This is a genomic window from Pyxidicoccus sp. MSG2, assembly GCF_026626705.1.
GTDB lineage: Bacteria > Myxococcota > Myxococcia > Myxococcales > Myxococcaceae > Myxococcus.
In genome coordinates this window covers 7,720,970-7,735,734 of record NZ_JAPNKC010000001.1, presented here as the reverse complement: position 1 = coordinate 7,735,734, position 14,765 = coordinate 7,720,970, and the positions used below count along the sequence as shown (strand labels likewise).

At 69.2% G+C, this 14,765-nt stretch carries 6 protein-coding genes; 4 read left to right on the top strand and 2 right to left on the bottom strand.

Going from position 1 to position 14,765, the window contains the following annotated elements:
- The first annotated feature begins 138 nt into the window (after positions 1 to 138).
- The 3 genes from OV427_RS30440 (at position 139) to OV427_RS30430 (ending at position 4,075) form a co-directional block, all read left to right on the top strand.
- Entirely contained in the window at positions 139 to 2,505 is a 2,367-nt protein-coding gene (locus tag OV427_RS30440) for an RCC1 domain-containing protein (RefSeq protein ID WP_267859701.1), read from the top strand.
- Positions 2,506 to 2,598: 93 nt separating this feature from the next.
- Entirely contained in the window at positions 2,599 to 3,177 is a 579-nt protein-coding gene (locus tag OV427_RS30435) for a DUF642 domain-containing protein (RefSeq protein ID WP_267859700.1), read from the top strand.
- Between the two features lie 139 nt (positions 3,178 to 3,316).
- Complete coding sequence (locus OV427_RS30430) at positions 3,317 to 4,075, top strand: arylamine N-acetyltransferase family protein (protein WP_267859699.1); 759 nt, start codon at positions 3,317 to 3,319, stop codon at positions 4,073 to 4,075.
- A gap of 492 nt (positions 4,076 to 4,567) precedes the next feature.
- Here the strand turns inward: OV427_RS30430 and OV427_RS30420 are convergent, their stop codons facing one another.
- Positions 4,568 to 12,391 (bottom strand): myxosortase-dependent M36 family metallopeptidase, encoded by a 7,824-nt coding sequence (locus OV427_RS30420; protein WP_324290007.1) that lies wholly within the window; start codon positions 12,389 to 12,391, stop codon positions 4,568 to 4,570.
- A 354-nt stretch (positions 12,392 to 12,745) separates the two neighbouring features.
- Between OV427_RS30420 and OV427_RS30415 the strand changes: the two genes are divergently transcribed.
- Positions 12,746 to 13,951, top strand: a complete 1,206-nt coding sequence (locus OV427_RS30415) for a C39 family peptidase (RefSeq protein ID WP_267859698.1) — start codon at positions 12,746 to 12,748, stop codon at positions 13,949 to 13,951.
- Between the two features lie 103 nt (positions 13,952 to 14,054).
- Here the strand turns inward: OV427_RS30415 and OV427_RS30410 are convergent, their stop codons facing one another.
- Positions 14,055 to 14,690 carry an NAD(P)-dependent oxidoreductase gene (locus OV427_RS30410; RefSeq protein ID WP_267859697.1) on the bottom strand — a complete coding sequence of 212 codons (636 nt, stop codon included), beginning with the start codon at positions 14,688 to 14,690 and terminating at the stop codon, positions 14,055 to 14,057.
- Positions 14,691 to 14,765: the final 75 nt, after the last annotated feature.

Below are 14,765 nucleotides of genomic sequence, written 5' to 3'. Positions count from 1 at the left end.
AAGCGTGGCGCCTGGAATGTCGTTTGCTCCAAGGCCATCGCGAGGGGGCCGGCGGGCCCACCGCGAAGAGCACCCATCCACCACCGCAGCCGCCGACCGGCGCATCGCTCCCGTGATGCGCCGCGACAGGAGACGTGTATGCATCGAAAGAGCCTTCCATTCCGAGGGAGCCGCCTCGGGGCACTGCTGACCCTCCTCCTGATGAGCGCGCTGGCGGGCCTCGAGGGCTGCAAGCCTTCCGAGTCCGCCCCAGCCGAAGAGACGAGCACCGCGGTGTTCTCCATCGCCGTCGACGAGTCGGCGTCGGGGGGTGACACCGGCGGGGCCGGCCTCGTGTCGTCGTTCGCCAACTTCTCCTTCACGAGCGTGACGCGCATCCGCATCGACGTGCTGGAGACGGCGACGAGCGCCCCGCTCTTCAAGGGGGTGGACCTCACGCTGGCGGGAGGAACGTGGTCGGGCACCGTGCCCTTCCTGCCTCGGAACAAGGGCCTCACCTTCCAGGCGCGCGCCACGGGCGGCAAGGAGGAGCTGTTCTTCACCGGCAGCACGGACAAGACGCTCGCGGGCGACAACGAGGACGTGGTCATCGTGCTGGCGCCGGTGAGCAACGGGGAGACCATCTCCCTGCCGCGCATCAAGAAAATCACCATCCCCACCGAGTTCCCCCCGGGCAAGCGCGGCAACATCGACTTCCTGGTGGAGGCCAGCACGGGGGAACAGCTCCGCTACGTCATCACCGCCGAGGCCGGCGGCGGCTCCTTCTACCCGGTGCAGGGCACCCTCCAGCTGCTGGGCACCACTGGCACCTTCGTCAGCCAGTACGTGCCGCCCCCGGTGACGACGGAGACCGAGTTCACCCATGAGGTGCTCGTCACCAACCCGGCCGGCCACTCCATCAAGACGACCTTCAAGACGAAGGTGCTGCCGGTGGACCCCTCGGCCGACGCCATCGACACGCACGTGCACGTGCTCTTCAACCCGGTCATCCAGTCCCTCAAGGCCACGCGGCGGGTGGGTACCGGGGACGTCCTCTGGGAGGCGACCGTCGCGGATGACGGCGCGGCCTCCACGCTGGCCTATGCGTGGAGCTTCAACCCCAACGGCACGTTCGACCCCGCGCCCGCCTTCACCGGCCAGACCAACCCCACCACGATGACCGGCTACTCGCCGGCGCTGCAGGGCGAGCTGGTGCTCCAGGTGACGGACGCGGACGGCGGGCAGACGACGCTGAAGTACGTGCTGACGCCCGGCCAGTTCCCGGACAACCCCTATGACGTGGGCAACCTCAACGGCCTCATCTCCATTCGCGCCGGAGAGAGCCACACGTGCGTGCTCTTCGACAACGCCAACGTCCGGTGCTGGGGCCTCAACTCCTCGGGCCAGCTCGGTTACGAGCACACGCTGGACATCGGTGACAACGAGCACCCCTACACCGCCGGCAACGTCGCCGTCGTCGGCAACGCGCTCCAGGTGGTGACGGGCAGCAACCACACCTGTGCCCTGCTCGAGGGCGGCTTCGTGCGCTGCTGGGGCGGCAACACCCACGGCCAGCTCGGCTACGGCCACACCGCCAACATCGGCGACGGCGAGCCCGTTGCAAGCGAGGGCTACGTGGGCCTGGGTGGCCGCGCGGTGAAGCTCGCCGCTGGCGCGGAGCACACCTGCGCGGTCCTCAACACGGGCAAGGTGCGCTGCTGGGGCGCCAACACGTACGGACAGCTCGGCCAAGGCCACACCCAGGACGTGGGTAACAACGAGTGGGTCTGGAGCGCGGGGGACGTGGACGTGGGGGGCCTCGTGCAGGACATCACCGCGGGGGCGTCCCACACCTGCGCGCTGCTCACCACGGGCAAGGTGCGCTGCTGGGGCCAGGCCGAGCTCGGCCAGCTCGGCTACGGGAACTTCGCGGCGATTGGCGACAACGAGACGCCCGCCACCGCGGGAGACGTGGACGTGGGCGGGCCGGTCCTCCAGCTCAGCGCGGGCAAGGCCCACACCTGTGCCCTGCTGAGCACCGGCCGGGTGGTCTGCTGGGGCTACAACCAGAACGGTCAGCTTGGCTATCCGGGCTACTACTCGCTGCCCTACTACCCCTACTTCACCAACGTGGGCGACACCGAGACGCCCGCGTCGGTCGGCACCGTGGAGCTGTATGGCACGGCACTCCAGGTCGCCGCCGGCGCGGACCACACCTGCGCGCTGATGAGCTTCGGCGCCGTGAAGTGCTGGGGGTATGGCGGGTATGGCCAGCTCGGCTACGGCAAGCCCAGCACGCTCCCCACGCCGAACTTCGAGCTCGTGAACCTGGGTGGGGCCTCGGCGTACTACGTGACGGCGGGTGGCTCGCATACCTGCGCGCTGCTGAGCACCGGCAAGGCGCGGTGCTGGGGCCGCAACGACCACGGCCAGCTCGGTTACTCCAACACCCTCAACCAGGGCGATGACGAACTGCCCTCCGCCGCGGGTGACATCCAGGTGCTCGGGCCGCCCGTGGGTCCGTAGTCCGCGACGGCCGCGACGCCGGCAGGTGGATGTATTTGCAAGACATGTGAAGTCTTTGAAGTGAAACGCAGCAACAATCCAAAGGGAGAGAACATGAAAGGCATTTCTTGTGGGAAGTCGCTCGTGGGACTGGGCCTGGGCCTCGCGCTGGCGGGGTGCGGCCCGGAGCTGGACGCGGACACCGCGCGGGAGCCGGCGACCGGCACGGCGACGCAGCCACTCACCGAGCTCGTCACCAATGGCAGCTTCGAGTCCTCGCCGCTCGGCTTCAGCAACTGGGTGTCGGTCTTCGCGGGCAGCACCCAGCTCACCGGGTGGACCGTCCTGGGCTCGGGCATCGACGTGATGGCCAAGAGCTACAGGTCCTCCAACAGCGGCCTGGCGTCCATCGACCTCAATGCGTATGACGCGGGCGGCGTCTCCCAGACGCTCACCACGGTGCCGGGAACCGGGTACACGGTGCGCTGGGCGCAGGCCGGTTGCGTGGGCACGTACATCAAGGTCTCCGCGGGCAGCATCTCGTACAACTTCCGGATAAACACCGCGGGGTGGGTGTCCAACAACTTCGTGTTCAACGCCACCAGCGCCAGCACCGAGGTGAAGTTCGAGAGCCTGTCGACGGGCGTGTCGTGCGGGCCACAGCTCGACAGCGTCTCCGTCACGGGTCCCTGAGCCAGCTCTCGGCCAGGCCCCGGTCCCCGTCTCCGAGCGCGGCCACCTGCCAGTGTGGCCCCGTTTCATGGAGTGGAGCGGTGCGCTCCCGTTGGAGGGCGTATCGCTCCGCCGGCCCGACCGCGATAGAACAGGCGCCATGTTCGACGCCAAGAGTTACCTGGAGCGCTTCGGGGCGACCGCGGGCATGCCGCTCGCGGCGCTCCACCACGCCCACCTCCAGACCGTCCCCTTCGAGAACCTGGACATCCACCTGAAGCGGCTCTTTCAGTTGGACGAGGAGGCCTTCTTCGACAAGGTCGTCGTCCAGCGGCGGGGCGGCATCTGCTACGAGCTCAACGGCCTCTTCGCGCGCCTGCTGCGGACGCTCGGCTACGGCGTGACGCTGCTGTCCGCGCGCGTGGCCACACAGCCGGACGCGAGCACCTACGGGCCCGACTTCGCCCATGTGGCCATCCTGGTGGAGGACGCCTCGGGCCGCTGGCTGGCCGACGTCGGCTTCGGGGACTGCTTCCTGGAGCCGCTGCGCCTCGACGAGCGGGGCGTCCAGGTGCAGGCCGGGCGCGGCTTCCGGCTCACGGAGGCCGGAGGGGAGCTCGTCGTCTGGAGCGAGTCTCCCACGGGCGGCTGGGAGGCGGAGTACGCCGTCTCCCTCACGCCGCGCAAGCTCGGGGACTTCGCGGAGATGAGCCACTACACCCAGACGTCGCCCCAGTCGCACTTCACGCAGCGCCGCGTGTGCACTCGCGTCACTCCGGACGGGCGCATCACCCTCAAGGATGACGGGCTCCTCACCACCCGCAACGGCGTGCGCCACGAGGAGCCGCTCGCGGACGCGGCCGCCTGGAACAAGGCGCTCGCGACGCACTTCGGAATCACCCTGCCCGCCGACAGGTGACGTGCGTGGCGGAGAGGCTCCCACCTGAGGGTACACGCTACCGTCAGCCTCCCACGGGCTTCTCGTGAGCCCCGCGAGACTGGGGAACTCGGGCCGCTCGCGTCCGTGAGCGGGTTGACCCTGCTATCGCCCTGCCCACGGGTCTTTGACACCACGACGACGAGCACCTGCCAGGTCATCTCGGACTCGGAACTCCGCCTCACCGTGTCCGCGCTCACTGCGGGAACTCATCCCGTGCCCGGCGCTGGGGCCGGCGAGAGAGCCGAGGCACCAGTGACGGCCGGAGGCTCGGCTCGTTCCGGAAGTGGGTCCAGAGGAGGGGGGCACGAGCGGGCTTTCAGCCTGTAAAGACAAGCGGCCGGCCCCCTCGAATCAGGGAGCCGGCCGCCGGAGAATCCACCACTCAGGTTCGAACCGCCTGCCCCGGACCGTTCAGCCGTCCGGGGCGGGCGGCGCCTGCCTCCTCCCGCGTGGGAGGAGGCCCGTCACGGCTCAAACCAGCTTGCGACGACGGCGCAGCAGGCTGAGGAGTGCCAGGCCGAGCATGCCGGCCGGGGCACCCGCGCCCGTCGAGGAGCAGCCACCACCGCGGTCCGGCGTGGCCGTGGTCTCCACGGTGGCGGTGTGCGTGCCACCGCGAGCATCCGTCACGGTCAGCCGGAAGCTGAACGTGGCGCTGTCGTCATCGAGTTCCGGCACGTCCACGCTGACGACGGCCTGGTTGGCGTCGCCCATGGTGACGGACGGCCCCCCGGTCTGCTCCCACTTGTAGGTGAGCGCCTCTTCATCCGGGTCGCTGGAGGCCGAGGCGTCGAGGGTGATCGACGTCTGGTCGCCGCTGAGGATGATGCGGGCCTTCGCCACCGGAACGGTGTTGTCGGACCGCGTGAGGGTGACCGTCACGGCGGACGGAGCACTGGTGAGCGAGCCATCGCTCACCACCAGGTGGAAGGTCAGCTCCGTGTTCTCCTTCACGTTCGGAGCGGTGAAGGACGGCGCGGCCGTGTCGGCCCCCGTCAGCGTCACCTGCGGACCACCCACCTGCGTCCACTGGTACGTCAGGGTGCCGCCGTCCGCGTCGGCGCTCGCGCTGCCGCTGAGCGAGACGACGGACTTCGCCTTGGCGGAGAGGTCCGCACCCGCGTCGGCCACGGGCGCCCGGTTGACCTGACGCACCGTCACGGCCACGTTCTTCGTGGCCGTGGCCGTCCCGTCGCTCACCGTCACGCTGAAGGTGAGCTCGGTGTCGGCGGTCACCTCGCCCGTGGCGAAGGTGGCCGTCGAGGTGTTGGCGCCCGAGAGCACCACCGTATCGCCGGTCAGCTGCGTCCAGGCGTAGGTCAGGCTGTCACCGTCCGGGTCGGAGCCGGTGGCCACGAGGGAGGCGGTGCTCCGCTCGTCCACCGTCACCGGGAGGGTCGCAACGACCGGCGCGCGGTTCTGCGCGCTGACCGACACGTCCACCGTGTCACGGGCGGTCACCTTGCCGTCGCTCACCGTCAGCATGAAGGAGAGCGTCTCACCGGAGACCGTCTCCGGCGCGGTGAAGGTGGCCGTGGCCGTGGTGGCCCCGGACAGCGCCACCGGCGTACCCGACACCTGCACCCACTGGTAGGTGAGGCTGTCGCCATCCGTGTCGTTCGCGGAGCCGCTCAGCGTCGCGGTTGCACGCTCATTCACGGAGGCGTCCAGACCCGCGTTCGCCGTGGGCGCGCGGTTGACCTGAAGCACCGTCACCGCCACGTCCTGGGTGGCCGTCGCCGTCCCGTCGCTCACCGTCACGCGGAAGGTGAGCACCGAGTCAGCGGCAACCTCGCCGGTGGAGAAGGTGGCGCGCGAGGTGTTGGCACCCGCGAGCACCACCGTATCGCCGGTCAACTGCGTCCAGGCGTACGTCAGCGTGTCACCGTCCGCATCCGAGGCAGAGGCCTCGAGCGTCGCGGTGCTGCGCTCGTTCACCGTCACGGACGAGGCCGCCACGGCCGGAGCGCGGTTGACCGCGTTCACCGCCACATTCACCGTGTCGCTGGCGCTGACCTTGCCGTCGCTCACCGTCAGGCGGAAGGTGAGCGTCTCACCGGAGACCGTCTCCGGCGCGGTGAAGGTGGCCGTGGCCGAGGTGGCGCCAGACAGCGCCACCGAGGTGCCAGACACCTGCACCCAGCTATAGGTAACGTCATCGCCGTCCGCGTCGTTCGCGGAGCCGCTCAGCGTCGCGGTTGCACGCTCGTTCACCGAAGCGTCCAGACCCGCGTTCGCCGTGGGCGCGCGGTTGACGTTGCGCACGTTCACCGTCACGTCCTGGGTGGCCGTCGCCGTCCCGTCGCTCACCGTCACGCGGAAGGTGAGTACGGAGTCAGCGGCAACCTCGCCGGTGGAGAAGGTGGCGCGCGAGGTGTTGGCCCCCGAGAGCACCACCGGCGTGCCGGTCAGCTGCGTCCAGGCATACGTCAGCGTGTCACCGTCCGCATCCGAGCCAGTGGCATCGAGCGTCGCGGTGCTGCGCTCGTCCACCGTCACGGAGGAGGCCGTCACGGAGGGCCCGCGGTTGACCGCGTTCACCACCACGTTCACGGTGTCGCTGGCGCTGGACTGGCCATCGCTCACCGTCAGGCGGAAGGTGAGCGTCGAGCCAGAGACCGTCTCCGGCGCGGTGAAGGTGGCCGTGGCCGTGGTGGCCCCGGACAGCGCCACCGGCGTACCCGACACCTGCACCCACTGGTAGGTGAGGCTGTCGCCATCCGCGTCGTTCGCGGAGCCGCTCAGCGTCGCGGTGCTGCGCTCGTTCACCGAGAGGTCCAGACCCGCATTCGCCGTGGGCGCGCGGTTGGAGGCCTGGCGCACGTTCACCGTCACGTCCTGGGAGGCCGTGGCCGTCCCGTCGCTCACCGTCACGCGGAAGGTGAGCACGGAGCCAGCGGCCACCGCACTGGTGGAGAAGGTGACGCGCGAGGTGTTGGCACCCGAGAGCACCACCGGCGTGCCGGTCAGCTGCGTCCAGGCGTAGGTCAGTGCATCACCGTCCGGATCCGAGCCAGTGGCATCGAGCGTCGCGGTACTGCCCCCGTCCACCGTCACGGACGAGGCCGTGACTGCCGGAGCGCGGTTGACCGAGTTCACCGCCACGTTCACCGAGTCGCTGGCGCTGGCCTGGCCGTCGCTCACCGTCAGCCGGAAGGTGAGCGTCGCGCCGGAGACCGTCTCCGGCGCGGTGAAGGTGGCCGTGGCCGTGGTGGCGCCCGACAGCGCCACCGGCGTACCCGACACCTGCACCCACTGGTAGGTGAGGCTGTCGCCGTCCGCGTCGTTCGCGGAGCCGCTCAGCGTCGCGGTTGCACGCTCGTTCACCGAAGCGTCCAGACCCGCGTTCGCCGTGGGCGCGCGGTTGACCTGAAGCACCGTCACCGTCACGTTCTGGGTGGCCGTCGCCGTCCCGTCGCTCACCGTCACGCGGAAGGTGAGCACCGAGTCAGCGGTAACCTCGCCGGTGGAGAAGGTGGCGCGCGAGGTGTTGGCACCCGAGAGCACCACCGGCGTGCCGGTCAGCTGCGTCCAGGCATACGTCAGCGCGTCACCGTCCGCATCGGAGCCAGTGGCATCGAGCGTCGCGGTGCTGCGCTCGTTCACCGTCACGGACGAGGCCGTCACGGCAGGAGCGCGGTTGACCGAGTTCACCGCCACGTTCACCGTGTCGCTGGCGCTGGCCTGGCCGTCGCTCACCGTCAGGCGGAAGGTGAGCGTCGCGCCGGAGACCGTCTCCGGCGCGGTGAAGGTGGCCGTGGCCGTGGTGGCCCCGGACAGCGCCACCGGCGTACCCGACACCTGCACCCACTGGTAGGTGAGGCTGTCGCCATCCGCGTCGTTCGCGGAGCCGCTCAGCGTCGCGGTTGCACGCTCGTTCACCGAAGCGTCCAGACCCGCGTTCGCCGTGGGCGCGCGGTTGACCTGAAGCACCGTCACCGTCACGTTCTGGGTGGCCGTGGCCGTCCCGTCGCTCACCGTCACGCGGAAGGTGAGCACCGAGTCAGCGGTAACCTCGCCGGTGGAGAAGGTGGCGCGCGAGGTGTTGGCACCCGAGAGCACCACCGGCGTGCCGGTCAGCTGCGTCCAGGCGTACGTCAGCGCGTCACCGTCCACATCCGAGCCAGTGGCATCGAGCGTCGCGGTGCTGCGCTCGTTCACCGTCACGGACGAGGCCGTCACGACCGGCGCGCGGTTCACCTGACGAACCACCACGTCCACCGAGTCGCTGGCGCTGGCCTGGCCGTCGCTCACCGTCAGCCGGAAGGTCAGCGTCTCATCGAACGCGACCTCCGGAGCGGTGAAGGTGGCGGTGGCCTGGTCGTAGTTGCGCAGCGCTACCGACGTACCGGACACCTGCGTCCAGAGGTAGGTGAGCGTGTTGCCGTCCGGGTCGCTCGCGGAGCCGGTCAGCGTGGCGGTGCCGCGCTCGTCCGCGAAGGCGTCGAGGCCCGCGTTCACGGTAGGGGCACGGTTGACCTGCCGGATGGTCACGGTGACCGTGTCGGTGGCGGTGGTCGTCCCGTCGCTGACCGTCAAGCGGAGCACCAGGCTGGTATTGGCCGTCACCTCGGGCGCCGTGAAGGACGGCGTGAGGGTGTTGGCGTTGGTGAGGGTCACCACCGGGCCAGACACGCGCGTCCACGAGTACGTGAGCGCGTTGCCGTCCAGGTCGTAGGCGCTACCGGTCAGCGTCACCGACGCACGCTCATCGACAGTCACGTCCGGGCCGGCGTTGGCCACCGGAGCGGTGTTGCCGCAGATGCCGCTGTCGTCGCAAATCTTCGTGAACGGGGTGTTGGTGATTCCGCTGAAGGCCATGTCGTCCAACACCCAGCCAGAGACGACGGCGGAGTTGTCGTTGCCGATGCGGAAGCGGATCTGCACGGTCTTCCCCGCGTAGGTGCTCCCCAGGTTCAGCGTGGTGGTGTTGAGCGTGGGGAAGCCCGCGGTGGTGCCCACGAAGGCGCGGCGACCGGCCAGCGGATTCAGGTTGCCGGTGTACTGGATGAGCGCGCCGTTGTAGAGCGAGTCGCCGATGTCGACCCACGTCTGGCCCCCGTCCTCGGTGAGTTCGATGACGGCGCCGTCGTAGTTGCCGCCGGTGTCGGCCTCGAAGGCGTAGGCGTGACGGAAGGTCAGCGAGAACGGCTGGGTGCTGCTCACCTGGAGCGGAGGGCTGATGAGGCGGATGTCGCTGCCCGCGCCCACGTTCGGGCCGAAGAAGGCCCGGTTGAGGTCGGTGAACTCCACGAGGGTGAAGAAGTCACCCGCCAGGGACGGGTCGTACTCGGTCGTCCAGGGCAGGTTGTTGCCCGACGCCTCGACGGTCTCCGTGGCGGTGACCTGTGGCACCTCGTCGTAGTTGACCTTGAAGGCCAGCGCCGTCGACTCGTCGCCCGGATTCAGCTGGCTGTCATCACGGATGGCAATGGCGAAGTCGACCCGCTGCGCGAAGCTCGCGCCGCTGAGCGTCACCGGCACGGAGACCGACGCCACACCGCCCGCCGGGATGGCCGGGAAGCTGACGGAGCCACGGCCGCCCACCGTCACTCCCGGGGTGGTGGAGACGACGGTGGCGCTGGTCGCCACCGCATCGGTGGAGCCCTTGTTCTGGACGGAGATGACGATGGAGCCAGTCTCACCGTTGTCCAGGATGCCGTCCGCGTCACCCGGGGTGGCGGAGTCCGCGAAGTAGGCATCGACGAGCTCCACGTCCACGCCGGTCTGGTAGCTCTCCACCACACCCGCGTGGTTGGTGGAGTTGCGGTCCGGGGCCACCGCGCCCACGCCCATGCCGCGCCGGGCGAAGGCCGCCCAGAGGCGCTGGAAGTCGGCGGGGTCGTTGGCCCGGGCCGCCGCGAGGACGGCGTCACGCGCCTCCAGGTAGGTCGGCGACGGAGGCGTCAGCTTGTACCCGTTGACGACGTAGCTCTTCATCCGGTCCTGCGCTTCCTGGAACGGATGCGCCCGGAGGAGCGCCACGTAGCACTCCCACAGCGTGGAGGCCCAGATCTCGCCGGAGTTGTGCACCTGCGAGTTGAGGCCACCCGGAGCGAACGGGGTGGTGGTCGGCAGGGCCACGCCGTCCATGATGTGGCGGAAGCGCAGCGCGTTCTTCGTCGGGTCCACCGAGTAGGCGCCACGGCGGATGCCGAAGAAGGCGGCGTCGGGGGAGGTGCCGCGCGTCGCGTACTCGGCCATGGCGTAGACGCCACTCCAGTTCGCGTTGGCCGGGACGTTGATGTCCTCGGCGCGCACCATCATCATCAGGGCGGTGAAGTCACCCCAGCCCTCGCCCATCGCGCGGCCCTGGTTGTTGACCAGACCGGCCGCGTTCGCGATGAGGCGGTTGCTGATGTAGTGGCCCCACTCGTGCGCCACGATGGCGTTGTCCACCGTGCCGTCGAGGCCGACGGTCGGCCCGCGGAACAGCCGCGTGTTGAGCCCCGGGATGGTGGCGCGCAGCTTGTTGGCGTCCGCCAGGGTGAGGCGCAGCGAGGGGATGGTGATGGGGGTGACGGACGTGCCACCGATGTCGGTGACGTAGCCCGCCGCGTTGTCGGCGATGATGACGCCGATGGCGCCCGCCGTCTGCGCGTTCTCAATCTTGATGTTGAACGTGCAGGTGCCGCGGTCGATGAGGGCAATCTTCCCGGCCACGGCCGCCGCATTGGTCAGCGCGGTGCAGCCGTCCGTGGTCAGGGCGCCGGAGGCATTGGAGTCGTCCAGGGCGACAATCACGTCACCGGTGACGTCGAACGTCTGCGGACCGAAGCTCGCGGCGACGCCGGCCAGGTAGTTCCCCGCCACCGAGGCGGGCGCGTTCGCCGTCACGCGTGCGTTGCGCGCGCCGGTGAAGAGGTACATCTGCATGCGCGGCGACGCACCGTCCGCCGGCGTGGACATGTTGGCGTTGTTGGTGCCGCTGTAGTCCTGCGCCTGCGCCTGGATGGCGTCGTTGCCCAGGCCGCCGCGTCCGAAGTTGTTGTTCTGCGCGTTGCCCGAGGCCTCGTCGAAGCCCGAGTCGTAGAACCAGTCGTGGAGCCAGTTGTTCATGAAGAACAGGCTCGTGGTGGCCGCGGCAATCTGCTCCGCGTTGGCGTTCGGCTGGATGTCGAACAGCAGGGTCCGGTCGAACACGCCCGGCGCGGTGACGGTGGGACGCAGGTCGCCCGAGTTGTAGAAGTCCGGGGCAGTGAGGTCCGCGTACGCGTCCACGTTGTTACCGGTGGTCACCGTGGCGCCATCCGGGAGCCAGGGGTCGTTCTGGCTGAAGGGGGCGCTCTCGAGGGTGACCAGCGCGGGAGGAACGTACGCCGCGCGGAAGCCATCCGGGTTGCCCGTGGGGTGCGGGGTGGCGTTGGTGCCCGCGGGGCCGTCATGCGGGATGTACGGCGGGGTGCTGTCCGCGAAGACGCGGTAGCTGAACTCCGCGTGCGCCGTCAGGTTGTTGCGCATCAGCAGGCTGCCATCAGCCGCGGACACGACGTAGGCGTAGTAGTCCGAGTCCTGGCTGTCCGCGGACCCGGCGTTGATTTCCACGTAGTACGCCGGCACCAGCGCGGTGGGCAGCGGGAACAGCACCTGCTTGACGCGAGCCGGGATGACCAGGCCCTGCTCCAGCGGGCGGGCGTAGGTGGCCAGCGTGTAGTGCGAGTACCTGCCCGTCTCCTGCTTGCCGCTCGTCTTCGCCAGCAGGCTCGAGTCCAGCGCGTTGCCGGTCAGGTCCTGGTACGCCACCGCGATGGCCTGGGTGGCCGGCAGCTGGAAGCGCATGCGCGCCTCCGGGATGTCCTTGGACACGTGCTTCGACAGCGAGCCGGAGATGGCCACCAGCTCGTTGTCGCGATTGAGAAGGAGGTTGAGTCCCTGGCGGAAGACCTCGATGCCGCCCGTCTCCTGCGCCAGCGTCACGACCTTGACGCCCTGGCGGTTCTGGCTGACGGAGACGACCCTGGCACCCGCGGACTCGAAGGAGCTCAATCCATAGAGGGGCGCGTGGTTCGCGATTTGCGCCAGGGCGGCCTGCTCAGGAGCCATGTTCGCGAACGAGGCGCTCAGCTTCGCCTGCTCCGCGCCCTTGTTCGCCCAGATGAACGTGGGCGTGCCCATGCGCTCATCACGATGCGCGACGCGCGCACCCTTGATGGGGTTCACGGACTTGAAGCCAGCAACTCCAGCCGCGGGCTTCACGTCCTGCAATGCATCGTAGTTCGGCAGCGTCCGGGCAACAGCGCTGGTACCGGACAACACCAGCGACAGGCCAGACAGCGTGGCAACCAACCTTCTCACGTGGGGGAACTCCCTGTTCGACGTCGAGGTGGGAGCCACCTTGAGACCTGGGAGGTGCCCCAGCACCATCGCCGGAACGCCAGGTCGCGAACGTCGCCCCCAAGTGACGAACTGTCACCTACTGGAGACACTAGTGCCCCTTCGGATGTAGGCCAAAAGGGGACAGGGACACTTTTTCCCAATGCAGCGCACAATTCCTGAGTTACGGAAATATGCGAAGGAATTGGGAGGAATAGTGCGGTGGATGCGAAGCGTCGCCGAACCTGGCCCTCCGGCCGGCCCCGGGGAAGCAGGAGCTGTTTCCGGGAGAGATACACGCAATAACTGTTGGACCTGAATACCCCGGAGGCATCATTGAGGAAGTCCAGGTCCACCGTACTCGCGCTGCTCGTCACGACACTCGCGCTCGTCCCCACGATGGCCACGGCGGGCCAGAGCGCCTCCATCCGCTGGGCGGCGAGCCGGGGCGACTTCCTCGCCTGGCAGCTCAGCGGAGTGAGCCGGGCGGCGGATGGCACCCTTCAGTTGTTCCCGGGCCAGGCCTGGTCCGGCACGGACCCCTACGGGCCGGGCGGCTACTACGGGGGCACGTATTACAACGGCGGCGCGTTCGTTCAGGGCGAGGCCACCAGCCCCATCATCAGCAGCGCGTTCGCCTTCCGCGAGGCCATCGCCTCGTGGGAGGCCACGACTCCCACGGGCACCTGGGTGGAGACCTTCATCCGCGTGCAGGTGAGCGGCACCTGGACGAAGTGGTTCAGCCTGGGCGTGTGGGCCTCGGACGCCGCCCCGGTGCGGCGCCACTCGGTGGACTCCCAGGCAGACAGCGTGGCGCGAGTCTCCATCGACACGCTGCTCGTCACCGCCAAGAAGTCGGCCGCGAGCGCCTGGCAGGTGAAGACGCGCCTGTTCAGCGTGGATGGCCTGGCCACGCCCACCCTGCACGCCAGCGCGCTCACCACCTCCACCTCACCGGAGGCCCGGCCCACCGTCCCGCCCGGCAACCCCGCCCGGTGGAACCAGGTGCTCGCGGTGCCGCAGTGCTCGCAGATGGTCTACCCGGACGGCGGTGAGGTCTGGTGCAGCCCCACCTCCACGGCCATGGTGTTGAAGTACTGGACGGGAGACACCAGCGGCTGCGAGCCGGCCGTGCGGGCGGCCGTCAGCGGTGTCCATGATTGGTTCTACGGCGGGCATGGCAACTGGCCCTTCAACACGGCGTACGCGGCCCACCAGGGCTTCCAGGCCCATGTGGCGCGCTTCACGAGCTTCGCCCAATTGGAGCCGTGGCTCTCCGCCGGAGTGCCGGCCATCCTCAGCGTCGCGTGGGGCAAGGGCGAGCTGACGGGCGCGCCCATCCCCTCCACCGCGGGTCACCTCATCGTGCTCGCGGGCTTCGACGCGGCCGGCAACGCCGTGGTGAATGACCCGGCGGGCGCCAGCGACACCGCCGTGCGGCGCACCTACCTTCGCTCGGAATTGGAGCCGCTGTGGCTGTCGCGCTCTGGAGGCACGGCCTACCTCATCTACCCACGGGGCTGGACGGTGCCCGCGTTGTAGCGGCTGCGTTGGATGGAGGTGGACGTCAGGCCCCCCAGCGCGCCGTGACTTCAGTTCGGACCGCTTCCGCCCCACTGGTGGGAGCGGCCCGGGCCCGGTTGCCTCAGCCGCCGAGCTGGACCGCCTGCCGCACCCACGTGTCGACCTCCACCGCTTCGACGAGGAAGTCGGCAACGTCGGCCCGGGAGATGGCAAACGGAACCTTTTCGAGGGCTGTCTTCTTCACGTACCGCTTCCGGGCAGGCCCGTCGGTGAGCCGGCCCGGCCGCGCGATGACCCAGTCGAGCCCGCTTTCGCGCACGAGCTTCTCCTGGCGCTCGTGGTCCTCGAAAGGCAGCTTCAGCAGGAAGGAGACGAGCAGCTTTTCGGCGATGACGTTGAGGAGCCGCCGACTCTCCCCCGTGCCCAGCGCGCTCAGGACCGAGAGCTTCCGGACGCCCTGCGCCTTCATCGCCTCGATGGCGTAGCCGGTGCCCTGGGAGAAATAGTTCGGGTTCTCCTTGAAGCCCTTCAGCGAAGTGGACGAGACGGTGATGATGACCGCGTCCTGGCCACGAACCGCCTCGTCCACGGAGGACCGCTGGTGGAAGTCACCCTTCAGCCGGGTGAGCTTCGGGTGTTCGAGCACCAGCTTCTCCGGGCTCCGGGCGAAGGCCGTGACGGAATGCCCGCGCTCCAGCGCCGTCTTCACCGCCAGCGCGCCCGTTCCCTGCGATGCACCCATGACCACGATTCGCATGCCGGTAGCCCTCCCACCGACCGGCGACCGTAGTGCCGCTGCTCCCCTGCCTGCAAACGCCTTCCGGCGGGAAGG